The sequence below is a fragment of the Streptomyces xingningensis genome (genome assembly GCF_054957865.1).
In genome coordinates this window covers 22,018-47,702 of sequence record NZ_JBDJPF010000044.1, presented here as the reverse complement: position 1 = coordinate 47,702, position 25,685 = coordinate 22,018, and the positions used below count along the sequence as shown (strand labels likewise).

Here is a 25,685-nt window from a genome sequence, read left to right as displayed (position 1 = left end):
GTGAGGATTCTCTCGCCGGACGATCCGGCCGGACCTCTCAGATCTGTGGGGCGCAGCCCAGTACGTGGGCCCTGAGCAGCTCGCCGATGCGGGGGTCGCGCCGCCGGAAGGCGGCCACCAGCTCGGCGTGCTCCTCCGCGTGGGTGCGGGGCTCCGGGCTCAGCCAGCGGATCGACAGGGTCGTCCACACCTCGATGCCCAGCGACTCCCAGGTGTGCAGCAGCACGGAGTTGCCCGAAGCATGGACGATCTCCCGGTGGAAGGCCACCGTGTGCCGTACCTGCGCCTCGCCGTCGCCGGCCCGGTCCGCCGCATACAGCGCCCCGACCTCGCGCTCCAGCGCCGTCACATCCTCGGCCAGGGTGTCCGCGGCCAGCTCGGCGGCGACCTGCTCCAGGCCCGCGCGCACCGGGTAGCTCTCCTTGAGGTCGGCGGCGGTCAGGTCGCGGACCCGTACGCCCTTGTTGGGCGCCGACTCGATCAGCCGCAGGGACTCCAGCTCGCGCAGCGCCTCGCGCACGGGGGTCTGGCTGACCAGCAGTTCGGCGGCGATCCGGCGCTCGACGATCCGCTCGCCCGGCTGCCAGCGGCCGCTGACGATCCCTTCGAGGATGTGCTCGCGGATCTGTTCGCGGAGCGAGTGGACGACGGGTGGTGACATGGGGCGCTCCTTGGCGGCCTGGGTGGATCGAAGGTCATTATCGACCGCGGTGCGGAAAAGGGCGCGGCCCCGGCTCGTACGAGTACGAACACCGGGGCCGCGCCCTGGGAACTGCGGTCCGCGAGGATCAGAGACCGATCTCGGTCTCGAACTCGCCGGCCTCCAGGATCGCCTTGACCGTCGTCAGGTAGCGGGCCGCGTCGGCACCGTCCACCAGGCGGTGGTCGTAGGAGAGCGCCAGGTAGGTCATGTCGCGCACGCCGATGACCGTGCCCTCGGCGGTCTCGATGACCGCCGGGCGCTTGACCGTCGCGCCGATGCCCAGGATGGCGACCTGGTTCGGGGGCACGATGACCGTGTCGAACAGCGCACCGCGCGAACCGGTGTTGCTGATGGTGAAGGTCGCGCCGGACATCTCGTCCGGGCTGATCTTGCCGGTGCGGACCTTGCCGGCCAGCTCGGCGGTCTTCTTGGACAGGCCCGCGATGTTGAGGTCGCCCGCACCCTTGATGACCGGGGTCATCAGGCCCTTCTCCGAGTCGACGGCGATGCCGACGTTCTCGGAGTCGAAGTAGGTGATGGTGCCCTCGTCCTCGTTGATCCGGGCGTTGATGACCGGGTGGGCCTTCAGCGCCTGGACGGCGGCCTTGAGGAAGAACGGCATCGGGGAGAGCTTGACGCCCTCGCGGGCGGCGAAGCCCTCCTTGGCCTTGTTGCGCATCTTCATGATCTTGGTGATGTCCACCTCGACCACGGAGGTCAGCTGCGCCTGGCCGTGCAGCGCCTTCATCATGTTGTCGGCGATGACCTTGCGCATGCGCGGCATCTTGACCGTCTGACCGCGCAGCGGGGAGACCTCGAGCGCCGGGGCCTTCGCGGCGGCGGTACGAGCCGGAGCCGGAGCGGCGGCCGCGACGGCCTTGGCGGCCTCGGCCGCGGCCACCACGTCCTGCTTGCGGATGCGGCCGCCGACGCCGGTGCCCTGGACGGTCGCCAGGTTGACGTTGCTCTCGGCGGCGAGCTTGCGCACCAGCGGGGTGACATAGGCGCCGTCGGCCGCGGGGGCGGCCGGAGCCGGAGCAGCAGGCGGGGTCACCGGCGCGGGGGCCGGCGCGGCCGGAGCCGGGGCGGCAGGGGCCACCGGGGCTGCGGGCGCCGGAGCGGCGGCCGGGGCAGGCGCCGGAGCCGGAGCGGCAGCCGGGGCCGGGGCGGGCGCCGGAGCGGCAGCCGGGGCCGGGGCGGGCGCCGGAGCGGCGGCCGGGGCGGCGCCGGGGGCACCGATCACGGCCAGCTTGGCGCCGACCTCGGCGACCTCGTCCTCGCCGACGAGAACCTCCAGCAGCACGCCGGAGACCGGGGCCGGGATCTCGGTGTCGACCTTGTCGGTGGAGACCTCGAGCAGCGGCTCGTCCTCGGTCACCTCCTCGCCGACCTCCTTGAGCCAGCGGGTGACGGTGCCCTCGGTGACCGACTCGCCCAGTGCGGGCAGCACGACGTCGGTACCGGTGGCGCCGCCGGCCGGGGCGGCAGCGGCGGGGGCCGGAGCGGCGGCGGGGGCCTCGGCCACGGGGGCCGGAGCCTCGGCGACCGGGGCGGCGGGGGCCTCGGCGGCAGCGGCCGCCGGGGCAGGGGCGGCAGCGGGGGCACCGGTGCCGTCGTCGATGATCGCCAGCTCGGAACCGACCTCGACCGTCTCGTCCTCGGCCACCTTGATGGAGGCGAGGATGCCGGACGCGGGGGCCGGGATCTCGGTGTCGACCTTGTCGGTGGATACCTCGAGCAGCGGCTCGTCGGCCTCCACTCGCTCACCTTCGGCCTTGAGCCAGCGGGTGACGGTGCCCTCGGTCACGCTCTCGCCGAGCGCCGGCAGGGTTACGGAAACCGCCATGATTGCGGTTGCTCCTTACGAGTAGTGCGGATGATGGTGCGCTCGGGACTCAGTCGTGCGAGTGCAGCGGCTTGCCGGCCAGGGCCAGGTGGGCCTCACCCATGGCTTCGTTCTGCGTCGGGTGCGCGTGGATGAGCTGCGCGACCTCGGCCGGCAGCGCCTCCCAGTTGTAGATCAGCTGGGCTTCGCCGACCTGCTCACCCATGCGGTCACCGACCATGTGGACACCGACAACGGCACCGTCCCGCACCTGGACGAGCTTGATCTCGCCCGCGGTCTTCAGGATCTTGCTCTTGCCGTTGCCCGCGAGGTTGTACTTCAGAGCGACGACCTTGTCGGCGCCGTACAGCTCCTTGGCCTTGGCCTCGGTGATGCCGACCGAGGCGACCTCGGGGTGGCAGTACGTGACGCGCGGCACGCCGTCGTAGTCGACCGGCACGGGCTGGAGACCGGCCAGCCGCTCCGCAACCAGGATGCCCTCCGCGAAGCCGACGTGCGCGAGCTGGAGGGTCGGGACCAGGTCGCCGACGGCCGAGATGGTCGGCACATTGGTCCGCATGTACTCGTCCACCAGGACGTAGCCGCGGTCCAGGGCGACCCCGGCCTCCTCGTAGCCCAGGTCCTGCGAGACCGGGCCGCGGCCGATGGCGACGAGCAGGAGCTCGGCCTCGAACTCCTTGCCGTCGGCCAGGGTGACCTTGACGCCGTCGGCGGTGTACTCGGCCTTCTGGAAGAAGGTACCGAGGTTGAACTTGATGCCGCGCTTGCGGAAGGCGCGCTCCAGCAGCTTGGAGCTGTTCTCGTCCTCCACCGGGACGAGGTGCTTGAGGCCCTCGACGATGGTGACGTCGGCGCCGAAGGACTTCCACACGGAGGCGAACTCGACGCCGATGACGCCGCCGCCCAGCACGATCACGGACTTCGGGACCCGGTCCAGGGTCATCGCGTGGTCCGAGGAGATGATGCGGTTGCCGTCGATCTCCAGGCCCGGCAGCGACTTCGGCACGGAACCGGTCGCCAGCAGGATGTGGCGGCCGGTATAGCGCCGGCCGTCGACGTCCACGGAGGTGGGGGAGGACAGCCGGCCCTCACCGGTCACATGGGTGATCTTGCGGGAGGCGAACAGCCCCTGCAGGCCCTTGTAGAGGCCCGAGATCACGTCGTCCTTGTACTTGTGGACGCCCGCGATGTCGATGCCCTCGAAGCCGGCCTTGACACCGAACTGCTCGCTCTCGCGGGCCTGGTCGGCGATCTCGCCGGCGTGCAGCAGGGCCTTGGCGGGGATGCAGCCGCGGTGCAGGCAGGTGCCGCCCAGCTTGTCCTTCTCGATCAGGGCGACGTCGAGACCCAGCTGCGCTCCACGCAGGGCAGCGGCGTAACCGCCGCTACCGCCTCCGAGGATCACTAGGTCGAAAACGGTGCTGGCGTCGTTCGCCACGTCACGTCCTCCATGCATGGGTACGCCGTTGCCGGTCGTCGGTGACCGGGCGGCGGCTGTCGTTCGGCCGCTTTTGGTTCGGCCCTGTGATTAACGGGGGCCCTGTCCTGCCGAGACAACATCTTCGCACTTGTTGACGGATGGCGGGACGCCGGGCCGGGCTGAGCGACGACTGATGCGTCACCTTCTGGGGTTACCGGCGCGTATAAAAGCGTCGTTCGTTTAAAGCGAACACTGTCGTGAACACTCTCGTCGAGCGAACGTGGCGGGGGCCCCCGGGGGGGCCCCGGGCCCGCCCCCCGCCAGTTGGGCCCCCCCCCGCCCGCGCACCCCGGGGCGTGCCCCCGCGGGGGCCCCCCCCCGCCGCCCCGCCCCCCCCCACCCCGCCACGCCGTCCTCCCCCCCCCCCCCCCCCCCCGCCCCCCCACCCCCCCCCGCCCCCCGCGCCCCCCCCCCCGCCCCCCCCCCCCCCCCCCCCCCGCCACTGGACTGTACGGCCCGGCCGCGACTGCTCAGCCGAGGTCGCCGTCGGCGGTGCGCTCCGCGAGCCGGACGAGGGTACGGACGCCGGAGCCGGTCCCGCCCTTCGGGGTGTAGCCGTAGGGGGCGCTCTCGTGGAAGGCCGGGCCCGCGATGTCCAGGTGCGCCCAGGTGATGCCCTCGCCCACGAACTCCTTGAGGAACAGGCCGGCCGTCAGGCCGCCGCCGTTGCGCACGCCCATGTTGGAGATGTCCGCGACCGGGGAGTCCATGCCCTTGCGCAGCTCGGCGGGCATCGGCATCGGCCAGGCCTGCTCGCCGACCTCCTCGGCGATCTCGTACAGCGAGGTACGGAACGCGTCGTCGTTCGCCAGGATGCCGAAGGTGCGGTCGCCCAGTGCCAGGACCATGGCGCCGGTCAGGGTGGCGACGTCCACGATCGCGTCGGGGTTCTCCTCCGAGGCCCGGGTGAGGGCGTCGGCCAGCACCAGCCGGCCCTCGGCGTCGGTGTTGAGCACCTCGACGGTCTTGCCGCTGTACATCTTCAGCACATCGCCCGGACGGGTGGCGGTGCCGGAGGGCATGTTCTCCGCGAGGGCCAGCCAGCCGGTGACGTTGACCTTCAGGCCCAGCCGGGCGGCGGCCACCACCGCGGCGAACACGGCGGCGGCGCCGCTCATGTCGCACTTCATGGTCTCGTTGTGACCGGCCGGCTTGAGCGAGATGCCGCCCGAGTCATAGGTGATGCCCTTGCCGACCAGGGCCAGGGTCTTCTCCGCCTTGGGGTGGGTGTGGGCGATGCGCACCAGGCGCGGGCCGTTGGCGGAGCCCTGGCCCACGCCGATCAGGCCGCCGTAGCCGCCCTTGAGCAGCGCCTTGTCGTCCAGCACCTCGACCTTGAGGCCGTGCTCCTTGGCGGCCTCCTGGGCGAGGTCGGCGAAGCTGGCCGGGTAGAGGTCGTTGGAGGGGGTGTTGATCAGGTCGCGGGCGCGGTTGATCTCCTGGGCCACGGTGGCCGCGCGCTCGGCGGCGGCCTTGAACGCCTTGTCGCGCGGCTTGCCGCCGAGGATCGTCGCCTCGCCGAGGGGTTCGCCCTTGCCGTTCTTGCCGTTGCCGCGGTACGAGGTGAAGGAGTACGCGCCGAGCAGCGCGCCCTCCCCGATCGCGGCGGCGGCCTCCGCGTCCTCGACGGGCAGCGCGAACGCCGCCTTCTTCGAACCCGCCAGCGCACGGGCCGCGACACCGGCGGCGCGGCGCAGCGCCTCCTCGTCGAAGCCGTCGCCCTTGGCGGGGGCCTCGCCGAGGCCGACCGCCACCACGACCGGGGCCTTGACGCCGGAGGGCGCGGGCAGCTTGGTCACTTCACCCTCGTCGCCACCGGCGCCGAGGGTTTCCAGGACCACGGCCAGTTTCCCGTCGAACGCCTTGTCGAGGGCTTCGGCGCCGGGGGCGACGACGGGACCCTTCGGGCCCTTGGCGACACCGATGACGACGGCGTCCGCGCGCAGTGTCGCCGCGCTGGAAGTGCTGAGAGTGAGAGCAGTCACGGTGGTGGGTGTCCCTACTTCCGTTGAGATTCCTTGGCCGAAGAGTGGGCCGGCCGCGCCTAGGAGTGTGCTGGAGATCTGGGCCGGGCTCCCGGCGTCCGGCACGCACATCTGCCGCGTTGGCCGAATCCGCCGATAGAAACGCACTATCGGCGAATCCGTCCGCCTTGCAGCTGCACGCACCGGACGCCGCTCGCTGATCCGGCCCAGATCTCCAGCACACTCCCAGCGCATGGTATGCGGCGCGTTTGTGCCGTCGCGGCCGGGGTTGTTGGGTAATGCGAGAGCCTATCCCCGGGCCTGCCCTCAGCCCAGGGTCAGGGCGATCAGAGTGATCGTCAACGAGGTTTCCGCCAGGGCCCCGAAGACATCGCCGGTGACCCCGCCGAAGCGGCGCCGGCAGTGCCGCAACAGCAGCTCGGCTCCGCCCAGCCCGAGCAGCACCGCGCCGCCCGCGTGCAGCGCCGGGCCGGGGCCGTGCGGGGCCAACAGCAGGCCCGCGCCGGCGGCCGCGGCCACCACCGCCGCCGCCACGGCGAGCGCGGCGTGCACCGGCACCGCGCCGGCCACCGCGGCGCCCAGCCCCTCCGGGCGGGCCGCGGGTATGCCGGTGCGGGCGGCGAGCGTCAGCGCGCAGCGCGCGGCGAGGGCGGCGACCACCGCGGCGAGGGCGCCCCGGGCCCAGCCGGCGGTGTAGAGCGTGGCCAGCGCGGCCACCTGGCCGAGCAGGGTGAGCAGGAGGGTGAGCACGCCGAACGGGCCGATGTCGGACTGCTTCATGATCCGCAGGGCGTCCGCGGCCGGTTTGCCGCTGCCCAGCCCGTCGGCGACATCCGCCAGCCCGTCCAGGTGGAGCCCCCGGGTGAGCACCGCGGGCACCGCTACCGTGACCACGGCGGCCAGCAGCGGGCCCGAGCCCAGCAGCAGGAACAGCCCGCCGGCCGGCGCCGCGCAGCCGCCCACGGCCAGCCCGGCGAGCGGGGCCGCGAGCATCCCGCCGCGGGCCGTCGGCCGGTCCCAGCGGGTGAGGCGGACGGGCAGCACGGTGAGGGTGCCGAAGGCGAACCGGAGGGCATCGCCGGGAGTCGGCCGGGGGGAGGTCGTGTCGGTCACCGCGGGAGGGTATCCCGTGGAGGTAGGCAGGGATTTGCCGAGGAGTGTGCCGATAAGGTGCATTCCGGAAGAGGGGCGTCAAGGAGTTCCATGGGTCACTGGCTGGACCGCAACATCGTCGAGCCGGGCAAGCTGCCGCTGCTGCTGGCGCTGACCGCCTTTGTGCTGACCTTCCTGGTCACCCGGGTCATCACCCGGCTGATCCGCGCGGGCAAGGGCCCGTTCGGCAACATCAAACCCGGCGGACTGCATGTGCACCATGTGGTGCCCGGCATCGTGCTGATGGTGATCGGCGGTTTCGGCTCGGTGGCCGCCGACAAGCAGAGCTTCGGGGCGGCGGCCTCGGCGGTGCTCTTCGGGGCCGGTGCGGGGCTGGTGCTGGACGAGTTCGCGCTGGTGCTCCACCTCGACGACGTCTACTGGACGGAGCAGGGGCGCAAGAGCGTGGAGATCGTGGTGCTGACGGCCGCACTGGTGGGGCTGGTGCTGGCCGGCTTCGCGCCGTTCGGGGTGAACGAGCTGACCCCCGATGAGCTGCAGAGCCGCAGCATCGTGGTCACCAACACCCTGGTCAACTTTCTGGTGGCGCTGTTCGCGCTGGCCAAGGGCAAGCCGCGGATAGCGCTGATCGGCGCGGTGGTGCCGTTCGTGGCACTGGTGGGAGCGGTGCGGCTGGCCCGGCCCGGCTCGCCGTGGGCCCGGCGCTTCTACCGCCGCCGCCCCAGGGCCCGCCGCAAGGCCCGGGTACGTGCCTACCGGCACGACGCGCGCTGGGCGGCGGTGCGGAACCGGCTTCACGACCTGGTGGCGGGGGCGCCCGACCGGTGATCCCGGTCCCGGTAGAGGTCCTGCCGGGGCTTGCGCCGTCTGCGCAGCTCCTCCACCGTGCACAGGGCAAGGATCGCCACCACGGCCGCGATGTGCTCCTTGCCCGCCAGATTCGGCTTGATGACCACCTCGCCCACCATGGCGAGGACCACCCCGGCACAGGTCGCCCAGGCGCGGTAGCGCCAGGAGACGTACACCGCCAGCCCCACCACGGCCGCCGACGGCCCGGTGTCGATCACCTTGGCGGCCTCCGGAGGCAGGCCCAGCAGCCCGCCGGGGCCGAGGTGGACGGCCAGCCGTGCGTACATCGTCCCGGCGAGGGTGGCGAGGTAGGAGACGGCCAGGGTCCGCCCGCGGCCCAGGCAGATCTCGGCGATGCCGAAGACGATCAGGAGCTGGGCCAGCGCCCCCCAGACCGGCAGGTCCAGCGCCGGCACGAACAGCGACAGCGGGGTCCGTACCAGCGCCAGCCACCAGGGCAGCCGGGCCTGCACGGAACCGAGCACCTGGACGGGGTGGTACCCCCAGGACTGGTTCTGGACGATCTGGAAGACCGAGGTCAGAACGACCGCCGAGAGGGTCATCGGGATCGCTCGCCAGCGTTTGCGGGAGAGCGCGTGCCACACCGTCCCGAACAGCGGACCCCACTCGGTACGCGCGGCGCGTCGCAGCGCCGCGCGGTTCATCGTCGGCTCTCCAGATGCTTGCGGTTGAGCCACTTGGGCAGGCCGGGCGCCTCCAGGAAGCCCTCCGCACGGGCGCTGGCGATGCCGATCCGCAACAGGTCACTGCTCTTCTCGAACAGCATGAAACGAGGCTCCCAGATGGGGCGGTATTTCGCATTTGCTCGATAGAGCGACTCGATCTGCCACCAGCGCGAGAAGAAGGACAGCAACGAGCGCCACACCCGCAGCACCGGCCCCGCGCCCAGCCGGGAGCCCCGCTCGAAGACGGACCGGAACATCGCGAAGTTCAGTGACACCTGGGTGATGCCCAGCCCCCTGGCCTGCTGGAGCAGCTCGATGACCATGAACTCCATCAGGCCGTTCTCGGAGTCCCGGTCCCGCCGCATCAAATCCAGCGACAGGCCCTTGGGCCCCCAGGGCACAAAGCTCAGCAGGGCACGCAGTTCGCCGGTGCCGTCATGGCACTCGAGCATCACACAGCGCCCGTCGTCCGGGTCGCCGAGGCGGCCCAGCGCCATGGAGAAGCCGCGCTCGGTCGCGCCGTCGCGCCAGTCGTCGGCCCGCTTCAGCAGCCGGGTCATCTCCTCCTCGGGGATCTCCTCGTGCCGCCGGATGCGGACGGTGTACCCGGCGCGCTTCACCCGGTTGTACGCCTGGCGCACGGTGCGCATCGCGCGCCCGTCCAGGGTGAACTCGGCGGTCTCCACGATCGCTTCGTCACCGAGCTCCAGCGCGTCCAGGCCGTGCCGTGCGTAGATCGTGCCGCCCTCCTCGCCGGCGCCCATCACGGCCGGGATCCAGCCGTGCGCCCGCGCCTCGGCCAGCCACGGCTCGATGGCGCCCGGCCAGGCCTCGGGATCGCCGATCGGATCGCCGGAGGCCAGCGAGACCCCGCCGACCACCCGATAGGTGACGGCGGCCTTGCCCGACGGCGACCAGACGACGCTCTTCTCGCGGCGCAGCGCGAAGTAGCCGAGCGAATCCCGGTCGCCGTACTTCTCCAGCAGACCCCGCAGCCTGGACTCGTCCTCCGCGGTCAGCGGATCGGTGGCCCGCCGGGAGCGGAACGCCATGTACACCACGAGGACCAGCAGCACCGTGCTCATCACGTTGATGACCACATTGACCCAGCCCGGGGCGTCGATGCCCGCGAAGTTGGTGCCGTCGCCGCCGAGCGAGATCAGCCGCTTGACGCCATAGCGCCAGCGGTCCAGGAAGGTGGACTTGTACTCGTCGTGGGCGTCGTTGGTGACCGTCACCAGCAGGGCGGCGATCAGCGAGCTGACCAGCAGGCCGCCCACCGCGACGGCCGCGGCCAGCTTGGGGTTGGAGCGGTCGCCCTTGGCATAGAACTCGCGGCGGCTCACCAGCAGCGCGATCAGGAAGAGCGCGGTGATGACCGTGGAGAACCAGTTCTGCCCGTGCTCCCGGAAGTCCGGGTCGTACATCAGGCCGAGGATCACCGCCAGGACGAGCCCGGACAGGACCACATTGAGGATCCACGCGGCCCGCTTGCGCCGCCGCAGGGTGACCGCCATGAACAGCGACAGCACCGTCGCCGTGAAGCCCGCGTCCAGCAGGTACGGGGTGAAGTAGTCGTCGGTGCTGTGCCGGCGGATGCCCGCGCCGACGGACACCCACACCGCGCTGAGCAGGTTGATGAAGGTGACCACGCGCAGGTACCACACGGCGAAGGCAGCGGCGCGCCGTGGCAGGCTGCTCTGCCGCGCCTCGTCATCCGGAGTCAAGCGGACTTCTCCCATGGAAGGTGAACGTACGGGGTGTCGGGCACGACAGACCCGGCCCCGGTGGGCTCAGGAACGCTCGGGAAGCTCTGCCGCCAGAGCCGCGGCCGCCTGCACCAACGGCAGGGCCAGCAGCGCCCCTGTTCCCTCCCCCACTGTGACGCCGTGATCGAGCACGGGGTTGAGCGCGATCCGGTCGATTGCCTTCGCCTGTGCCGGGTCGCCGCTCGCCTGGCCGGCCAGCCACCAGTCCGGCGCCCGGAAGGCCACCCGCTGCGCGACCAGGGCACAGGCCGCCGAAACCACCCCGTCCAGGATGACCGGGGTCCGGCGCACGGCGCTCTGCAACAGGAACCCGGTGATCGCGGCGAGGTCCGCGCCCCCGCTCACGGCCAGCAGCTCCAGCTGGTCGCCGAGCACCGGCCGGGCCCGGCGCAGTGCGTCGCGGATCGCGGCGCACTTGCGCATCCAGGCCAGGTCGTCGATGGCGAAGCCGCCGCGGCCGGTGACCACCGAGGCGTCCGTGCCGCACAGGGCGGCGATCAGGGTGCCCGCGGCCGTGGTGCCGCCGACGCTCAGATCCCCCAGCACCACCAGGTCGGTGCCCGAGTCGGCCTCCTCGTCGGCGATCGCCATGCCGGCCCGGAACGCCCGCTCGGCCTCCTCGGCCGTCAGGGCGTCCTCGATGTCGATCCGGCCGGAGCCGCGGCGCACCCGGTGCCGGGTGACCTCCTCGGGCAGCCGCTCCGGGGCGCAGTCCACCGACATGTCGACCACCCGCACCGCCGCCCCGAACCGGCGGGCCAGGATGGCCGGGGCGCTCTCCCCGTCGAGGGCGGCCCGGACGAGTTCATACGCGCCGCCCTCGGGGCCGTCCGACACACCCAGCGTCGCCACCCCGTGGTCGCCCGCGAAGAGGACCGCCCTGGGGCGCTCGACGGGCTTGACGGGCACGGCGCCCTGCGCGGCGGCGAGCCACTCGCCGAGCTCGTCCAGCCGCCCCAGCGCTCCGGGCGGCGGGGCGAGCCGCTCCCGCCGCTCCTCGGCCTCGCGCCGCACGCCCGAGTCGGGGCGTTCGATCAGCGTGGCGAAGTCATCAAGATTCAGACCGCTCATCCGCGACACACTACCCCTGCGGGGGGCGGCTATCCGTGGCGCTGTACGGCTCCGGAGCCGACCGCGGGGCGTCGCGGGCCACCCCTAGCCGCGCAGCGGCAGCGCCTGGCCCGCGACGACCAGCAGCACCTGCTCGCACTCCGCGGCCAGGGCCGCGTTCAGCCGCCCCAGCTCGTCGCGGAAACGGCGTCCGGACGCCGTCGCGGGCACCACTCCCGCGCCCACCTCATTGCTCACCGCGACAACCGTGCGGGAGGTGTTCCGCACCGCCGCCACCAGCTCCCGCACCCGCTTGGCCAGGGTGTCCGCCCCGCCGTGCGCCCAGGTCTCCGCGGACCAGGCCCCGACGTCGTCCATCGCATCGGTCAGCCACAGCGCCAGACAGTCGATCAGCAGCGGCGGGCCGTGCGCGCTCAGCAGCGGGACCAGGTCACAGGTCTCGACGGTGCGCCAGGAGGCCGGCCGGCGCTCGCGGTGCAGGGCCACCCGCGCCGCCCAGTCCGGGTCGTCCTCCCGGGTGCCGCCGGTGGCCACGTACAGCACCTGGGGGAAGGACTCCAGGCGCCGCTCCGCCTCCCGGGACTTGCCCGACCGCGCCCCGCCCAGCACCAGGGTGCGGCGCGGCAGGTCCGGCACCGCGTGGTAGTCGCCCACGGTCAGCGCGGTGCCGTCGGGCACCGCCCGCGCACCCGCCGCCGCCAGCCGCCGGTGCAGCTCCCGGCCCGGCGGCACATCGTGGTCCAGGTGCACGGCGATCACATCGGTGGTGGCACCGACCGCACCGGCCTCGCGCAGCCGGGCCAGCGCCTCCGGCCGCCCGGTCACATCGAGCAGCACTATGTCGTACGGGCCCGCCACCGGGGCCAGCCCCGCCGGGGCCCCGCCCGGCGGCAGGTACAGCAGCCGGTCGCCCTCCGGGCCCTGCACCTCGTATCCGGTGCCCGGCGAGTCCAGGGCCATCGCCCGCACCCGGTGGCCGCTGATCACCGACAGCTCGCGCCCGTCCGGCACCCGCCCCGGGGCGGGCAGCCCGGCCGGGAACTCCACGGGGGGCCCGTCGTGCGGATGCGAGAGCAGCACCTGCCGCACCCCGGCCAGCGAACGCCCCGCGCGGGCGGCCGCGAACGCCGGGCCCGGGGTCAGGTCCAGCAGCAGCGCGCCGTCGACCAGCAGGGCGGTCGCGGCCCGCGCGTCCTCGCCCACGGCGGTGGCGCAGGCCGCGCAGGGGCAACCGGGGCGCGGCAGCCCCTCGGGGGCTCCGGTGCCGAGCAATGTCAGTTCCACGCCCCGATCGTCTCGCGTCCGGCCGCGGCAGGCGCGCGGGGCTCACCCTTTCTTGCCCGTGACGGGCCGTTAGGCTGCGCTCGGCAACAGCCAGCCGATACTCGGGAGGCGGACATGGCGTGGGTGTGGCGGTTCGAGAAGGCCGACGGCACGGAGGTCGAACCGGCGGTCCAGCCGGAGGAGTTCACGACCCAGGGGGACGCGGAGTCCTGGCTCGGTGAGGTGTGGAAGGAGCTGCTCAGCGGGGGTGCGGACCAGGTCCGGCTGTTCGAGGACAGCACGGAGATCTATGGGCCGATGAGCCTGCACGCGGACCTGGACTGACGGCCGGAGCGACGGCCCGGGCCGCGGGCGTCACATCTCGCCGAGGGTGACGTTCGCGGTCTGCTCCGCCCCGTCCCGCTCATAGGTCACTTCCGTCCGCTCGCCCGGCCGGAGCCCCGCGAGCGCCTCCGCCAGCGACTGCATGGTGGTGATGGCGGCCTTGCCGACCTTGACAATGATGTCGCCGGCCCGCAGGCCGGCCTTTTCGGCGGGCCCGCCGCCGCTGACCGCGGCCACCGCGACCCCGGCCGGGGTGTAGTCGGGGCCGACGACCGTCCGGCCGGTGATGCCCAGCGCGGCCCGGCCCGAGTCCGTCACCCGGCCGCTCTTGACGATCTGATCGGCGATCCGGCCGACGGTCGCGGCCGGGATCGCGAAGCCGATGCCCGGAGCGGCCCCCTCGCCGAGCTCCGGATCGGTGGCGGCCAGCGTGGGAATGCCGATGACCTGCCCGGCAAGATTGACCAGCGCCCCACCGCTGTTGCCCGGGTTGATGGCCGCCGAGGTCTGCACCATATTGGCGATGGTCGCCCCGGTGCCGCCGCCCCCACGGCCCTCGCTGACCGTCCGGCCGACCGCCGAGACGATGCCCTGGGTGACGCTGCTGGACAGCCCGAGCGGATTGCCCATCGCCAGCACGATCTGCCCGACCTCGACCTTGGACGAGTCGCCCAGCGTGGCGGGCCGCAGCCCCTTGGGCACCGAGTCCATCCGCACCACGGCCAGGTCCTGGTCGGGGTAGCTGGCGACCAGCCGGGCGCCGACCGTGGTTCCGCCGGTGGCCAGGGAGACCTTGAACGCCGTGGCGTCACCGACGACATGGGCGTTGGTGACGATGTCGCCCTTGCCGTCGTAGACCACGCCGGAACCCAGCCCCTGGCCGGTGGTGATCTGCACGACGGACGGCAGGACCTCCTTGACCACCTTCTCGTACGCGGCCTGCAGATCCCCCGCCGAACCGGAGAGCGAGACCGCCGAGGCCCCCGACGAAGCGGCCGGCGCCGGTCCGGCCGGGCCGCCGGACGAGCCGGAGCACCCGGCGAGCAGCGCCGCGCACACCGCGGCGGCCGCCGGGAGCAGGCGCCTGCGGGAAGGGTGACGTGGGAGGACGTCCATGCTCGAAGTATCCGGCCGCCGCCGACCGCTGTCCCGGCGTCCGGTCCGTACGGGTGTCGCGGTACCAAGTGGTCTTGCCGAAGTGCGGTGCGGTATCGCGCCCCGTAAGGGGCGCGGGGAACTGCGCGACCAGCCATGGACGGCCCGCAGTGACCGAACTGCACTTCCAGCGGAGCGCTTAGCCGCCCCGGACCCCGCACAGGTGCAACAGCGCCGCCACCGCGCGGTACGGGTCGGTGCGCCCGGCCCGTTCCTCGGCGGCCAGCAGCCGCCGCAGCTCCCCGGCCGGCGGCGGGGGTTGTCCGTCGGCGGCCAGATCGGTCAGCAGCCGTACCCCGTACCAGGCGGACAGCGGCGCCCCGATCCCGGCCAGGGTCGCGGTCAGCGCCTCCCGCCGGTCGGCGCGCACCGGCAGGCCGAGCCGGTTGGTGTAGGCGGGGGAGTCGAAGGCGGCCAGCGCGGTGTCCCAGTCGCCGCTCAGCCCCGGCCGCAGCGCCAGCGCATCGGCGTTGCGGACGACCAGCGAGAGCAGGCCGCCGGGGGCCAGCACCCGGGCCAGCCCGGCCAGCACCGGATCCGGCTCCGGTACGTACATCAGCACACCGTGGCACAACACGATGTCAAAGGCGCCGGGCAGGAAGTGCACCCCGGTGTCCCGGCCGTCACCCTGGATGAGCCGCACCCGCTCGCGGATGCCCGCCGGTTCCCCGGCCAGCACCTCGCGCACCGCGGCCACCATCCGGGGATCGGACTCCAGGCCGGTCAGCTGGTGCCCGGCGCGGGCCAGCCGCAGCGCCTGGGTGCCCTGGCCGAGGCCGACGTCGAGTATCCGCAGCCGCCGCCCGACCGGGAAGCGGGCGGATATCTGCTCGTCCAGCTGACGCGCCACCAGTTCCTGGCGGACGGTGTTCCTTAACCCCCCGAGGCCGCGCAGCCACCCCTCCGCGCCGCCGGTGAAGCCCGGGGCAACGCCGCTCAGGGCTTCTCTCCGCGCTTGACCTTGGGCTTCGGCAGACGCATCCGGCGGATCTGCAGGGTGCGCATCAGGGCGTAGGGCACCGCACCACGCAGGTTCTCGTCCGGGAACCGCTTCTTGAGGGCCCGCTTGAGGGTGGTGCCGAGGAACACCGAGTTGAGGGCGATGGCCAGGATCACGACCAGCCAGGCCAGCAGCACATACTGCTGGAACTGGCCGCGGTTGAACATGCTCAGGACCAGGATGGTCACCGCGAGCGGCAGGAAGAACTCGCCCACCGACCAGCGCGAGTCGATGAAGTCCCGCGCGAACCTGCGCACCGGACCCTTGTCACGGGCCGGCAGAAACCGCTCGTCCCCGTTGGCGAGGGCCTCGCGCTGCCTGGCCAGGTCCGTCCGCCGCGTCTCGCGCGCCCTCCGGGTGGCGTCCTTGCGGTTGGCCGGTGTGGCGGCCAGGGAACGGCGCTGCGAGGTGGCCTCGCTGCGCTTGGGGGTGGGGCGGCCCTTGGGGGCCTGCGGGTGACGGGTCTGCTGGGGCTGGTCCGCGGTCACCTTGGTGTCGGTGGCCTTGACGGACCGCTCTTCCTTCGAACGGCTTCGGAACACGGGACCCAAGGGTACGGGGTTCCGGGAGCGGACCCCAGCCTTCCCGGGAACGATCCCGCACGGATGTCCGTCTGAAGAAGTGCGGGGAGCCGGCAAAGGCCCCGGGGATCCCGCCCCGTGGGTCCCCCCGAGGTGCCGCCTACTCCTCGCGCCGGAGAGGAATGACCTTGTGATCGTCCTGGAGGAGGACCATATCCGCGCCCGAACAGTGCGGTAATGGGGACAGGGCCCGTACTGTGGGTTCTGTTAGATGGTGCTGGAGCCGAAGTCCGTCAGAAGGGGGCGCGCGAAGCCCATGAGCGGTGTCATGAAGCGTATGGGGATGATCTTCCGCGCGAAGGCCAACAAGGCCCTGGACCGGGCCGAGGATCCGCGCGAGACCCTCGACTACTCATACCAGAAGCAGGTCGAGCTGCTGCAGAAGGTGCGCCGCGGCGTCGCCGACGTGGCCACCTCCCGCAAGCGCCTGGAGCTGCAGCTGAGCCAGCTGCAGGGCCAGTCGTCCAAGCTGGAGGAGCAGGGCCGCAAGGCGCTGTCCCTCGGCCGGGAGGATCTGGCGCGCGAGGCGCTCACCCGCCGCGCCGCGCTGCAGCAGCAGGTCAGCGACCTGGAGACGCAGCACCAGACGCTGCAGGGCGAGGAGGAGAAGCTCACCCTCGCCTCCCAGCGGCTGCAGGCCAAGGTCGATGCCTTCCGCACCAAGAAGGAGACCATCAAGGCCACCTACACCGCCGCCCAGGCCCAGACCCGGATCGGCGAGGCGTTCTCCGGCATCTCCGAGGAGATGGGCGATGTCGGCATGGCCATCCAGCGTGCCGAGGACAAGACCGCACAGCTGCAGGCCCGCGCCGGTGCCATCGACGAGCTGCTCGCCTCGGGCGCGCTCGACGACCCGACCGGCACGGCCAAGGACGACATCACCGCCGAGCTGGACCGCCTCTCCGGTGGCTCGGACGTGGAGCTGGAGCTCCAGCGGATGAAGGCCGAGCTCGCGGGCGGCAGCAGCGCCAAGCCGGCGATCGAGGGCGGACAGGGCGGCCAGTCCCAGGCGGTGCAGCCGCAGGACCGGCCGCACTTCGACAAGCACTGACAAGCACTGACAAGCACTGACAAGCGCTGACAGGCACTGACGCCCGGCCCGCACTGAAACACATAGGGAGATCGTCATGATCGTTCGGATCATGGGGGAGGGGCAGGTAAAGCTGGCGGACAGCCACTTCACCGAGCTGAACGTGCTGGACGACGAGCTGCTCGCGGAGCTCGAGAGCGGCGACGAGCCCGGCTTCCGCCGCACCCTGGACGCCCTGCTCGACGCGGTGCGCCGGCTGGGCGAGCCGCTGCCCGACGAAGCCCTGGAGCCCTCCGAGCTGATCCTGCCCTCGCCGGACGCCACGCTGGAGCAGGTCCGCGAGATGCTCAGCGAGGACGGGCTCATCCCCGGCTGAACCCCGGCCACTCCAACACCCGCCGCGCCCCCGTCCCCGGATCCCCGGGACGGGGGCGCGGCGGTCCCGATGGGATCGCGATGACCTCCCTCGCCCGCTCCGGCCTCGCCCGTCCGCACTGCTGGCTGCGCGAGCACCCGCTCGCCGCCGACACCCTGGTGGCCGTCGCCGTCTTTGGATCCATCCTCATCGGCTCGGCCGTCGGCCGGCACGGTGGGAACGCGCTCGGCTACGGCCCCATCGGGCTGAGCGCGGCCGCCTGCGCCTGCCTGGTGCTGCGCCGCCGGGCGCCGCGCACCGTGCTGGCCCTGACCTGCGCCCTGACCGTGGTCGCGGTGGCGGCCACCGGGAACGGCGTGCCGCACACCCAGGTCGGGACGGCCGCGGTGCTCGCGCTGTTCACCGTCGCGGCCGGCACCGAGCGCTCCACCGCCTGGCGCATCGCCGTGGTGACGGCCACCGGTCTCACCGGTGCCGTGATGCTCTGCGGCCCACCGCCCTGGTACTCCCAGGAGTACTTCGGCCTGCTCGCCTGGACCGGCCTGGCCGCGGCCGCCGGTGAGGCCGTCCGCAGCCGCCGCGCCTTTGTCGCGGCGATCCAGGAGCGGGCCGTGCGCGCGGAGTGCACCCGCGAGGAGGAGGCCCGCCGCCGGGTCGCCGAGGAACGGCTGCGCATCGCCCGGGAGCTGCACGATGTGGTCGCCCACCACATCGCGCTGGTCAATGTGCAGGCGGGGGTGGCCTCGCACGTCATGGACAGCCGCCCGGACCAGGCCAAGGAGGCCCTGGCCCATGTCCGCGAGGCGAGCCGCTCGGCTCTGGAGGAACTGCGGTCCACCGTCGGCCTGTTGCGCCAGTACGGCGACCCCACGGCGCCCACCGAACCGGCCCGCGGCCTGGGCGCCCTGGGCCCCCTGGTGGACGGCTTCGCCCGGGCCGGGCTGCCCGTCGACGTGGCCCTGGCCGGCAGCCGGCCGGGCGGCTGTGGGACGGGCGCCGACCCCGCCGGGGCGGCGGAGGTCATCGGCCCCTTGCCCGCGGCCGTCGACCTGACCGCCTACCGGGTGCTCCAGGAGGCGCTGACCAACGCGCACAAACACGCGGGTCCCGGGGCGCGCGCCGAAGTCGCCATCCTGCGTGGCCCGTACAGCCTGGTGCTGACCGTCCAGGACGACGGCGCGGGCTGCGCCGGGTCCACGCCGTCGCCCTCCGGCGGCCATGGCCTGGTCGGCATGCGCGAGCGGGTCGCCGCGCTCGGCGGCAGCATCGAGACGGGGCCGCGGGAGGGTGTGCCCGGCTTCCGGGTCGAGGCGCGGCTGCCGGTGCGCGGGCGACTCGGGGCCGACCACGAGGCCTGAACGGGCCACCGACGGCCCGCCGTCGCGTGACCTCGCCTCCGGCGGAGCGCTTAGGCTGACCTCATGACGGACGAGCCCTGTATCCGCGTTCTCCTCGCCGACGACCAGGCGCTGTTACGCAGTGCGTTCCGGGTGCTGGTGAACTCCGAGCCCGGCATGCGCGTGGTGGGGGAGGCCGCGGACGGCGCCGAGGCGGTTCGGCTGGCCCGGGCCGAGGCGCCCGATGTGGTCCTGATGGACATCCGGATGCCGGGCATGGACGGTCTGGCCGCGACCCGGGAGATCTGCGCCGACCCCGAACTCGCCGGTGTGCATGTGGTGATGCTGACGACCTTCGAGGTCGACGAGTATGTGGTGCAGTCGCTGCGCGCGGGCGCCTGCGGCTTCCTGGGCAAGGGCGCCGAGCCCGAGGATCTGCTCGCCGCGATCCGGATCGCGGCCGCGGGCGAGGCGCTGCTGTCGCCCGCGGCGACCAAGGGCCTGATCGCCAGCTTCCTGGCCCAGGGCGACGGCCCGTGGCCGGGCGGGCCGGGCCGGGGCGCGGCCCGGCTCGATGTGCTCACGGGGCGGGAGCGGGAGGTGCTGGTGCTGGTGGCCGGGGGCCTGTCGAACGACGAGATCGGCGAGCGGCTCGCGGTCAGCCCGCTGACGGTCAAGACGCACGTCAACCGCGCGATGGCCAAGCTGGGGGCCCGTGACCGTGCCCAACTGGTCGTGACCGCTTACGAGTCGGGGCTGGTGCGGCCCAGAGGGTAGCGGTCACGGCTCCGGACCCGACGCGCCGGTGCGGCTCCGCCGCGCGGCGGAGCCGCACCGCACCATCCCCTACGGCAGTGCCAGCATCCGCTCCAGCGCGAGCCGGGAGAAGCCCGCCACCTCCGCATCGACCTGGATCCGGTTGACCACCTTGCCTTCGGCCAGCGACTCCAACGCCCACACCAGATGCGGCAGATCGATCCGGTTCATGGTCGAGCAGAAGCAGACCGTCCGGTCGAGGAAGACGATCTCCTTGCCCTGATCGGCGAAACGGTTCGCCAGCCGCCGCACCAGGTTGAGCTCGGTGCCGATGGCCCACTTGGTCCCGGCGGGCGCGGCTTCCAGGGTCCTGATGATGTACTCCGTGGAACCGACCTGGTCCGCGGCGGCCACCACCTCGTGCCGGCATTCGGGGTGCACCAGCACATTGACCCCCGGTATGCGCTCGCGCACCTCGCGCACGGAGTCCAGCGAGAACCGCCCGTGCACCGAGCAATGGCCGCGCCACAGAATCATCTTGGCGTCGCGCAGCTGCTCGGCCGTCAGCCCGCCGCCCGGCTTGTGCGGGTTGTAGACCACGCAGTCGTCCAGGGACATGCCCAGGTCGCGTACGGCGGTGTTGCGCCCGAGGTGCTGGTCGGGGAGGAACAGTACCTTCTCCCCCTGCTCAAAAGCCCAGTTGAGCGCGCGCTGGGCATTGGAGGAGGTGCAGATGGTGCCACCGTGCTTGCCGGTGAACGCCTTGATGTCCGCGGAGGAGTTCATATACGAGACGGGGACGGTGACTTCGGCCACCCCCGCTTCGGTCAGTACGTCCCAGCACTCGGCGACCTGCTCCGCGGTGGCCATGTCGGCCATCGAGCAGCCCGCCGCCAGGTCCGGCAGGACGACCTGCTGGCCGTCCGTGGTCAGGATGTCGGCCGACTCGGCCATGAAGTGCACACCGCAGAAGACGATGTACTCGGCGTCGGGCCGGGCGGCCGCGTCCCGGGCGAGCTTGAAGGAGTCGCCGGTGACGTCCGCGAACTCGATGACCTCGTCGCGCTGGTAGTGGTGGCCGAGGATGAAGACCTTGTCCCCGAGCTTGGCCTTGGCCGCGCGGGCCCGTTCCACCAGGTCAGGGTCGGAAGGCGCCGGCAGGTCGCCCGGACATTCGACGCCCCGCTCGCTCCGGGGGTCGGATTCCCGGCCCAGCAGCAGGAGGGCGAGGGGGGTGGGCTGGACATCCAAGGACTGGGCGGTGGTCACGACACGCACCCTTTCTGTTCTGCGGACGGCCGATGGGGCCTTGTCGTCAATTTGACGTTATTTATCATAACCGCTTCATGTCAGTTTGACGATGTCCATTGCGTCGATGTGACGCATTCCCGTTCCGGGAGCGGGTGTGCGAGCATAAAAGGCGGAAGTCACGCGCGAACCCGGAATGAATCCGGGGCGCCGCCGGTTGCAGCCGAGGGCAAGCAGTCCGCACAAAACCCGGGAGTGAAGCAGATGTCCGTTCAGGACGAGAAGACCACTGTGAGCGACGGCATCCTCCTGTCCGACGCCGCGGCCGCCAAGGTCAAGAGCCTGCTGGAGCAGGAAGGCCGTGACGACCTCGCCCTGCGCGTCGCCGTCCAGCCCGGCGGCTGCTCCGGTCTGCGCTACCAGCTCTTCTTCGACGAGCGTTCGCTCGACGGCGATGTGGTGAAGGAGTTCGACGGCGTCAAGGTCGTCACCGACCGGATGAGCGCCCCGTACCTGGGCGGCGCCTCCATCGACTTTGTCGACACCATCGAGAAGCAGGGCTTCACCATCGACAACCCCAACGCCACCGGCTCCTGCGCCTGCGGCGACTCCTTCAACTAAGCGCGTTTCACCAGAGCGTGAGGAGGGGCACCCCGGCCGGGGTGCCCCTCCTCACGCGTTCACTGCTTCGGCACGGTCCCACCGGTCGCGGAGTCCACGACCTTCCGCCCGTCCAGTGCCCGGTCCAGCCTCACCTCCTGCTCGAACCACTTGGCCATCAGCACACAGGGACGCCCCGGCTCCTTCTCCGTGCCGGTGACCTTGACCGTCACCGCGGCCGGGGACTGCCGGGAGGAGGCGGAGTAGTCCTCGCACACCCCGCCCCAGAAGTGCAGGGTGAGCTTGTTGCCGTCCACGTCGTACGAGGTCACCCGGGTCGCCGTGGTGCGCGGCGACCCGGACGGGCGGCCGCCGGCCGCCGGCGGGGAGCCCGGCCCGGCAAGGTACTTCGGGTCCACCGCGGGCTGGGTGACGGTGACCGTGCCGTCCGTGCCCGGCGTACCGGGGACCTGCACGGTGAACAGCCAGGACGGCACCAGGGCGGGCCGCCCCCCGACCGCGTACTGGGCCAGCGCGAACGACGCATCCCGCACCGGCACCGGATCCTGCCGCACCCGCCGGGCGCAGGGGAAGCCGGCCGGGGCCCGGGGGTCGCCCTCGGCCAGGGGAACGGCCGTCGCACAGCCCCCGATGGCCGGATGCCCGGTCCCGGCGCCCTTGTTGAGCTCGTCCAGCGCCCGGCTCGCCGAGATCAGCGGATACCCGGCGCCCTTCCCGGGCATCAGCAACTGCCCGCCGCCCCCGGCGAGTTTGCCGTCCGCGGCGATCTGGAGGCCGGTCTGCCAGCCATAGGTGGGCACCGAGCCCAGCACCGGGTCGGCCGTCACCAGCCGTACCGCCCCGAAGACCCGGTGCGCGTCCAGCTTCGCGCCGTCCTGACCGACCGCCTTGAGCACCGGGAGGGCGGCGCTCTTCGCCTTCTCCTCCGACACCGGCCGGGCCGCCGCCGGATCCGAGCCGCCGGGACGGTCCCGGAACGACGGACACGGCGCGTCCGGTTTCGTCCGCGGACCGGCGCCCGGCGGATGCACACACGGCTTGCCACCGGGCACGCCATACCGGGAGTACGACCAGTTGCCCGGCCCCTTCCGGCTCACCTGCAGCGTCGGCCCGGCGGCGTCGGGCGCACCGCCCACCGTCCACACCTCCGCCACCAGCCGGGGCGTGCCGGGCACCCCGAGCACCTTGGCCAGCGCCGCCACATCGCTCTGTGACACCTCGCGCCCGGACAGGTACACCGGGGCGCTGCGCGGCCCGTCCGGCAGTTTCCCCACGGCCCGGTAGCGCACGCCGTTGGGGTCCGGCTCACCCACCGCGATGCCCGGCGGGCCGCCGGTGCCCCGGTCGTCCAGGGCCAGCGGGGGCGGGGTTCCCCCGGCCGCCCCCGGCGGGCTCGCGGAATCGCCGCCCCCGGCCGTCGACGCCCAGTACGCGCCGCCACCGCCGGCCAGCAGCACCGCCGCCACGACCGATGCGACCACCGGCGGCGAGTGCTTCCGCCACCGTTTGCCGGGAGTGCCGCCCTCGGTGCCCACCGCATCGCTCCTTCACCGCGCTCCATGTGTGTACCGATCCATCCCCCGTGACAGGGGCGCCGGTTGGACGGAGTGCGGGAGCGAGCGGTTCCAGTGTTCCGCGAAGCCCGGGCGGTGACTCAGTCGCCGTACTCCGACATACCGTCGAGCAGCCGCGCCGACCGGGCGGGCACCGAGACCCCGTGAATCAGCGAGGGCGATGTCCGGCCCTGTGGAGCGTCCGCCGGGACCGCCCAGTGCGGTGCCATCCGGGCACAGTCCCTGCGCAGGTCGGCCAGCGACTCCGGTTCGGCGACGGCGGGAGCGGGGTGCTGCACGGAATTCGGCATATTCGCACCGTACTCATCGGGGGCTTCCCAGAGAAAGGCCTACTATCCGGTAGATCCAGCCACTCCTGGTGAGCCGACCCTGTAACGTGAGACGGCTTTTCCCGTCCGGCCCGTTTCTGAAATCTGTCACCTCACCCCGCTGGGAGCAGACCCCCGTGCGAATCGCTGTCACCGGCTCCATTGCCACCGACCACCTGATGACCTTTCCCGGCCGTTTCGCCGATCAGCTCGTGGCGGACCAGCTGCACACGGTGTCCCTCTCCTTCCTGGTGGACGACCTGGACGTCCGCCGGGGCGGCGTCGGCCCCAACATCTGCTTCGGAATGGGCGTGCTCGGCCTGCGCCCCATCCTGGTCGGCGCCGCCGGCCAGGACTTCGCCGACTACCGCGCCTGGCTCGACCGGCATGGGGTGGACACCGCCTCGGTGCACATCTCCGAGGTCCTGCACACCGCGCGCTTCGTCTGCACCACGGACACCGACCACAACCAGATCGCCTCCTTCTACACCGGCGCGATGAGCGAGGCCCGCCTGATCGAACTGCGGCCCGTCGCCGACCGGGTCGGCGGCCTCGACCTGGTGCTCATCGGGGCCGACGACCCCGAGGCGATGGTCCGCCACACCGAGGAGTGCCGGGCCCGCGGCATCCCGTTCGCGGCCGACCCCTCCCAGCAGCTCGCCCGCATGGACGGCGAGGAGATCCGCCGGCTGATCGACGGCGCCACCTATCTGTTCACCAACGAGTACGAGAAGGCGCTCACCGAGTCCAAGACCGGCTGGACCGGGGACGAGATCCTCACCAAGGTCGGCACCCGGGTCACCACGCTCGGCTCCCGGGGCGTGCGCATCGAACGGGCCGGCGAGCCGGCGATCGAGGTCGGCGCCGCACACGAGGAGGCGAAGGTCGACCCGACCGGCGTCGGCGACGCCTTCCGCGCGGGCTTCCTCGCCGGCCTGGTCTGGGAGCTGTCCCTGGAGCGCGCCGCCCAGCTCGGCTGCATGCTGGCCACGCTGGTCATCGAGACGCTGGGCACTCAGGAGTACGAGCTGCGGCGCGGGCACTTCATGGAGCGCTTCACCAAGGCGTACGGCCACGAGGCGGCGGTGGAGGTCCAGGCCCGCCTGGGCTGACGGCCTCCCGCCGGTGACCGGCCGGGGCGGGGATGCCACCCCGGCCGGTCACCTCAGGCGTCGCACCAGGTACGCGGTACCGCCCTCGGCCGGCTCCTCGCCCGCATACTCCTGGTTGCACATCTCGCACCACGCCGGAATGTCCAGCCGAGCCGCCGCGTCATCGGAGAGCACCCGCACCAGCCCTCCCACCGGCACCTCCCCAATCACCTTCGCCAGCTCGATCACCGGGATCGGACACCGCTTCCCGAGGGCGTCCACCACCAGCACCGAGCCCTCGGCGCCCTCGGCAACCACGGACCCCGCCCCCCTAGGCGCCCCCAACTGCTCGCGCACCGAGGCGACCGCACCGGGCAGCACCGCCAGGAACCGCTCGACATCCGCCTCGGCCGTCCCCGGCGGCAGCGAAACCCGCACATTGCCCTCCGTCAGCACCCCCATGGCCTGCAGCACATGGCTGGGCGTCAAGGTGCTGGACGTACACGACGAACCGGACGATACGGAGAACCCGGCCCGGTCCAGGGTGTGCAGCAGGGCCTCGCCGTCCACATACAGGCAGGAGAAGGTCACCAGGTGCGGCAGCCGCCGCTCCGGATCGCCGACCACCTCCACATCCGGCACCAGCCGCGGCACCCGGTCCCGTACCCGCGCCACCAACTCCCGCAGCCGCGCGGCCTCCTGTGCCGCCTCCTGCCGCACGGCCCGCAGCGCGGCGGCGGCCGCGACGACCGCCGGGAGGTTGGGGAAGCCGGGCGAGCGGCCCGACTCCCGTTCGTCCGCCGGGCCCTGGGCCGCGAAGCGCACGCCCTTGCGCACCGCCAGCAGCCCCACCCCGGGCGGCCCGCCCCACTTGTGCGCGCTCGCGGCCAGCAGCGACCAGTCCCCGTCGACCGGCCCCCAGCCCAGCGACTGCGCGGCGTCCACCAGCAGCGGCACCCCCACCGTCCGGCATTCCCCGGCCACTTGGGCGACCGGCTGCTCCGTGCCGACCTCGTGGTTGGCGGACTGCAGCACCGCCAGGGCGGTGTCCGGACGCAGCGCCCGCGCATACTCTCCCGGCCCGACCCGGCCCGTCCGGTCCACACACACCCGGGTGACGCTCCCGCCCGCGGCCTCCAGCGACTCGGCGGAGTGCAGGACCGCGGAGTGCTCCACGGCGGACACCACCAGGTGGCGGCCCACCCGGCGGCGCCCGGCCAGCGCACCGGCGATTCCGTCGTGCAGCGCGCGCGTCCCCGAAGGGGTGAATACCAGCTCGTCCGGCCGGCAGCCCACCGCCTCGGCCGTCGCCTCGCGCGCCGCGTCCAGCAGCAGCCGCGCGCGGCGCCCCTCCCGGTAGAGGCGGGCGGGGTCGGCCCATCCCTCGTCGAGTGCGGCGAGCAGCGCCTGGCGGGCGACGGGGTGCAGCGGAGCGGCCGAAGCGGCGTCGAAGTAGGGCACGTGACGAACGCTAACGCCCCAGGTGACGGCTGGCGGC

The 25,685-nt window shown here is 72.7% G+C and carries 24 protein-coding genes; 8 read left to right on the top strand and 16 right to left on the bottom strand.

Annotation, left to right across the window (positions count from 1 at the left end; genetic code table 11):
- Positions 1 to 37: 37 nt before the first annotated feature.
- From ABCR83_RS22100 to ABCR83_RS22080, 5 genes are all read right to left on the bottom strand, one after another.
- Complete coding sequence (locus tag ABCR83_RS22100) at positions 38 to 661, bottom strand: GntR family transcriptional regulator (protein ID WP_462696855.1); 624 nt, start codon at positions 659 to 661, stop codon at positions 38 to 40.
- Between the two features lie 127 nt (positions 662 to 788).
- A complete protein-coding gene (gene sucB / locus ABCR83_RS22095) occupies positions 789 to 2,549 on the bottom strand; it encodes a 2-oxoglutarate dehydrogenase, E2 component, dihydrolipoamide succinyltransferase (RefSeq protein ID WP_462696854.1) in 1,761 nt (586 codons plus the stop codon).
- A 49-nt stretch (positions 2,550 to 2,598) separates the two neighbouring features.
- Entirely contained in the window at positions 2,599 to 3,987 is a 1,389-nt protein-coding gene (lpdA, locus tag ABCR83_RS22090; RefSeq protein ID WP_462696853.1) for a dihydrolipoyl dehydrogenase, read from the bottom strand.
- A gap of 512 nt (positions 3,988 to 4,499) precedes the next feature.
- Positions 4,500 to 6,014 carry a leucyl aminopeptidase gene (locus ABCR83_RS22085; RefSeq protein WP_462696852.1) on the bottom strand — a complete coding sequence of 505 codons (1,515 nt, stop codon included), beginning with the start codon at positions 6,012 to 6,014 and terminating at the stop codon, positions 4,500 to 4,502.
- Positions 6,015 to 6,320: 306 nt separating this feature from the next.
- Complete coding sequence (locus ABCR83_RS22080) at positions 6,321 to 7,127, bottom strand: adenosylcobinamide-GDP ribazoletransferase (RefSeq protein WP_462696851.1); 807 nt, start codon at positions 7,125 to 7,127, stop codon at positions 6,321 to 6,323.
- Positions 7,128 to 7,217: 90 nt separating this feature from the next.
- On the opposite strand from ABCR83_RS22080, the gene ABCR83_RS22075 reads away from it, so the two are divergent.
- Positions 7,218 to 7,955 carry a hypothetical protein gene (locus ABCR83_RS22075; RefSeq protein ID WP_462696850.1) on the top strand — a complete coding sequence of 246 codons (738 nt, stop codon included), beginning with the start codon at positions 7,218 to 7,220 and terminating at the stop codon, positions 7,953 to 7,955.
- On the opposite strand, the gene ABCR83_RS22070 is transcribed toward ABCR83_RS22075, so the two are convergent.
- The 4 genes from ABCR83_RS22070 to ABCR83_RS22055 all read right to left on the bottom strand — a co-directional run bounded on the left by ABCR83_RS22070 (position 7,922) and on the right by ABCR83_RS22055 (position 12,786).
- Entirely contained in the window at positions 7,922 to 8,641 is a 720-nt protein-coding gene (locus ABCR83_RS22070) for a hypothetical protein (RefSeq protein WP_462696849.1), read from the bottom strand. The genes ABCR83_RS22075 and ABCR83_RS22070 overlap by 34 nt on opposite strands.
- Positions 8,638 to 10,404 carry a phosphatidylglycerol lysyltransferase domain-containing protein gene (locus tag ABCR83_RS22065; protein ID WP_462696848.1) on the bottom strand — a complete coding sequence of 589 codons (1,767 nt, stop codon included), beginning with the start codon at positions 10,402 to 10,404 and terminating at the stop codon, positions 8,638 to 8,640. The genes ABCR83_RS22070 and ABCR83_RS22065 overlap by 4 nt, the downstream gene beginning before the upstream one ends.
- A 51-nt stretch (positions 10,405 to 10,455) precedes the next feature.
- A complete protein-coding gene (gene cobT / locus ABCR83_RS22060) occupies positions 10,456 to 11,502 on the bottom strand; it encodes a nicotinate-nucleotide--dimethylbenzimidazole phosphoribosyltransferase (protein WP_462696847.1) in 1,047 nt (348 codons plus the stop codon).
- Between the two features lie 84 nt (positions 11,503 to 11,586).
- Positions 11,587 to 12,786 carry a bifunctional adenosylcobinamide kinase/adenosylcobinamide-phosphate guanylyltransferase gene (locus ABCR83_RS22055; RefSeq protein WP_462696846.1) on the bottom strand — a complete coding sequence of 400 codons (1,200 nt, stop codon included), beginning with the start codon at positions 12,784 to 12,786 and terminating at the stop codon, positions 11,587 to 11,589.
- Between the two features lie 114 nt (positions 12,787 to 12,900).
- Between ABCR83_RS22055 and ABCR83_RS22050 the strand changes: the two genes are divergently transcribed.
- Positions 12,901 to 13,110 (top strand): hypothetical protein, encoded by a 210-nt coding sequence (locus tag ABCR83_RS22050; RefSeq protein ID WP_462696845.1) that lies wholly within the window; start codon positions 12,901 to 12,903, stop codon positions 13,108 to 13,110.
- A 30-nt stretch (positions 13,111 to 13,140) separates the two neighbouring features.
- On the opposite strand, the gene ABCR83_RS22045 is transcribed toward ABCR83_RS22050, so the two are convergent.
- From ABCR83_RS22045 to ABCR83_RS22035, 3 genes are all read right to left on the bottom strand, one after another.
- Positions 13,141 to 14,226: a S1C family serine protease gene (locus ABCR83_RS22045; RefSeq protein WP_462696844.1), complete on the bottom strand. Its 1,086-nt coding sequence runs from the start codon at positions 14,224 to 14,226 to the stop codon at positions 13,141 to 13,143.
- 178 nt (positions 14,227 to 14,404) lie between these two features.
- Complete coding sequence (locus tag ABCR83_RS22040) at positions 14,405 to 15,160, bottom strand: class I SAM-dependent methyltransferase (protein ID WP_462696869.1); 756 nt, start codon at positions 15,158 to 15,160, stop codon at positions 14,405 to 14,407.
- A 41-nt stretch (positions 15,161 to 15,201) separates the two neighbouring features.
- Positions 15,202 to 15,807 (bottom strand): DUF3043 domain-containing protein, encoded by a 606-nt coding sequence (locus ABCR83_RS22035; protein ID WP_462696843.1) that lies wholly within the window; start codon positions 15,805 to 15,807, stop codon positions 15,202 to 15,204.
- A gap of 295 nt (positions 15,808 to 16,102) precedes the next feature.
- Here ABCR83_RS22035 and ABCR83_RS22030 point away from each other — a divergent pair, with 295 nt between their 5' ends.
- From ABCR83_RS22030 to ABCR83_RS22015, 4 genes are all read left to right on the top strand, one after another.
- Positions 16,103 to 16,897, top strand: coding sequence for a PspA/IM30 family protein (locus ABCR83_RS22030; protein WP_462696842.1), 795 nt, complete (start codon positions 16,103 to 16,105; stop codon positions 16,895 to 16,897).
- A gap of 76 nt (positions 16,898 to 16,973) precedes the next feature.
- On the top strand, positions 16,974 to 17,252 hold the full coding sequence (gene pspAA, locus ABCR83_RS22025) for a PspA-associated protein PspAA (protein ID WP_462696841.1): 279 nt from the start codon (positions 16,974 to 16,976) through the stop codon (positions 17,250 to 17,252).
- 80 nt (positions 17,253 to 17,332) lie between these two features.
- A complete protein-coding gene (locus ABCR83_RS22020) occupies positions 17,333 to 18,610 on the top strand; it encodes a sensor histidine kinase (protein ID WP_462696840.1) in 1,278 nt (425 codons plus the stop codon).
- Between the two features lie 63 nt (positions 18,611 to 18,673).
- Positions 18,674 to 19,366: a response regulator gene (locus ABCR83_RS22015; protein WP_462696839.1), complete on the top strand. Its 693-nt coding sequence runs from the start codon at positions 18,674 to 18,676 to the stop codon at positions 19,364 to 19,366.
- A gap of 69 nt (positions 19,367 to 19,435) precedes the next feature.
- Here ABCR83_RS22015 and nadA read toward each other — a convergent pair whose 3' ends face one another.
- The gene (gene nadA, locus ABCR83_RS22010) at positions 19,436 to 20,614 is read right to left on the bottom strand and encodes a quinolinate synthase NadA (protein ID WP_462696838.1); all 1,179 of its coding nucleotides are present in this window, start codon (positions 20,612 to 20,614) and stop codon (positions 19,436 to 19,438) included.
- 243 nt (positions 20,615 to 20,857) lie between these two features.
- Between nadA and erpA the strand changes: the two genes are divergently transcribed.
- Positions 20,858 to 21,214: an iron-sulfur cluster insertion protein ErpA gene (gene erpA, locus ABCR83_RS22005; RefSeq protein WP_462696837.1), complete on the top strand. Its 357-nt coding sequence runs from the start codon at positions 20,858 to 20,860 to the stop codon at positions 21,212 to 21,214.
- Positions 21,215 to 21,273: 59 nt separating this feature from the next.
- On the opposite strand, the gene ABCR83_RS22000 is transcribed toward erpA, so the two are convergent.
- Together ABCR83_RS22000 and ABCR83_RS21995 are read right to left on the bottom strand one after the other, a co-directional pair.
- A complete protein-coding gene (locus tag ABCR83_RS22000) occupies positions 21,274 to 22,749 on the bottom strand; it encodes a hypothetical protein (protein WP_462696836.1) in 1,476 nt (491 codons plus the stop codon).
- A 119-nt stretch (positions 22,750 to 22,868) separates the two neighbouring features.
- Positions 22,869 to 23,078, bottom strand: a complete 210-nt coding sequence (locus ABCR83_RS21995) for a hypothetical protein (RefSeq protein ID WP_462696835.1) — start codon at positions 23,076 to 23,078, stop codon at positions 22,869 to 22,871.
- Positions 23,079 to 23,233: 155 nt separating this feature from the next.
- Here ABCR83_RS21995 and ABCR83_RS21990 point away from each other — a divergent pair, with 155 nt between their 5' ends.
- Positions 23,234 to 24,208 (top strand): carbohydrate kinase family protein, encoded by a 975-nt coding sequence (locus tag ABCR83_RS21990; RefSeq protein WP_462696834.1) that lies wholly within the window; start codon positions 23,234 to 23,236, stop codon positions 24,206 to 24,208.
- Between the two features lie 48 nt (positions 24,209 to 24,256).
- Here the strand turns inward: ABCR83_RS21990 and ABCR83_RS21985 are convergent, their stop codons facing one another.
- Positions 24,257 to 25,648, bottom strand: a complete 1,392-nt coding sequence (locus ABCR83_RS21985) for an aminotransferase class V-fold PLP-dependent enzyme (protein WP_462696833.1) — start codon at positions 25,646 to 25,648, stop codon at positions 24,257 to 24,259.
- Between the last annotated feature and the right edge of the window lie 37 nt (positions 25,649 to 25,685).

Bases quoted from the DNA above. Each gene is read 5' to 3' on its own strand.
- ABCR83_RS22045 (WP_462696844.1), bottom strand. From the start codon at position 14,226: ATGGACGTCCTCCCACGTCACCCTTCCCGCAGGCGCCTGCTCCCGGCG.
- ABCR83_RS22100 (WP_462696855.1), bottom strand. From the start codon at position 661: ATGTCACCACCCGTCGTCCACTCGCTCCGCGAACAGATCCGCGAGCAC.
- ABCR83_RS22075 (WP_462696850.1), top strand. From the start codon at position 7,218: ATGGGTCACTGGCTGGACCGCAACATCGTCGAGCCGGGCAAGCTGCCG.
- ABCR83_RS22020 (WP_462696840.1), top strand. From the start codon at position 17,333: ATGACCTCCCTCGCCCGCTCCGGCCTCGCCCGTCCGCACTGCTGGCTG.
- pspAA (WP_462696841.1), top strand. From the start codon at position 16,974: ATGATCGTTCGGATCATGGGGGAGGGGCAGGTAAAGCTGGCGGACAGC.
- ABCR83_RS22065 (WP_462696848.1), bottom strand. From the start codon at position 10,404: ATGGGAGAAGTCCGCTTGACTCCGGATGACGAGGCGCGGCAGAGCAGC.
- ABCR83_RS22070 (WP_462696849.1), bottom strand. From the start codon at position 8,641: ATGAACCGCGCGGCGCTGCGACGCGCCGCGCGTACCGAGTGGGGTCCG.
- ABCR83_RS21995 (WP_462696835.1), bottom strand. From the start codon at position 23,078: ATGCCGAATTCCGTGCAGCACCCCGCTCCCGCCGTCGCCGAACCGGAG.
- sucB (WP_462696854.1), bottom strand. From the start codon at position 2,549: ATGGCGGTTTCCGTAACCCTGCCGGCGCTCGGCGAGAGCGTGACCGAG.
- ABCR83_RS22030 (WP_462696842.1), top strand. From the start codon at position 16,103: ATGAGCGGTGTCATGAAGCGTATGGGGATGATCTTCCGCGCGAAGGCC.
- ABCR83_RS22015 (WP_462696839.1), top strand. From the start codon at position 18,674: ATGACGGACGAGCCCTGTATCCGCGTTCTCCTCGCCGACGACCAGGCG.
- cobT (WP_462696847.1), bottom strand. From the start codon at position 11,502: ATGAGCGGTCTGAATCTTGATGACTTCGCCACGCTGATCGAACGCCCC.
- ABCR83_RS22050 (WP_462696845.1), top strand. From the start codon at position 12,901: ATGGCGTGGGTGTGGCGGTTCGAGAAGGCCGACGGCACGGAGGTCGAA.
- erpA (WP_462696837.1), top strand. From the start codon at position 20,858: ATGTCCGTTCAGGACGAGAAGACCACTGTGAGCGACGGCATCCTCCTG.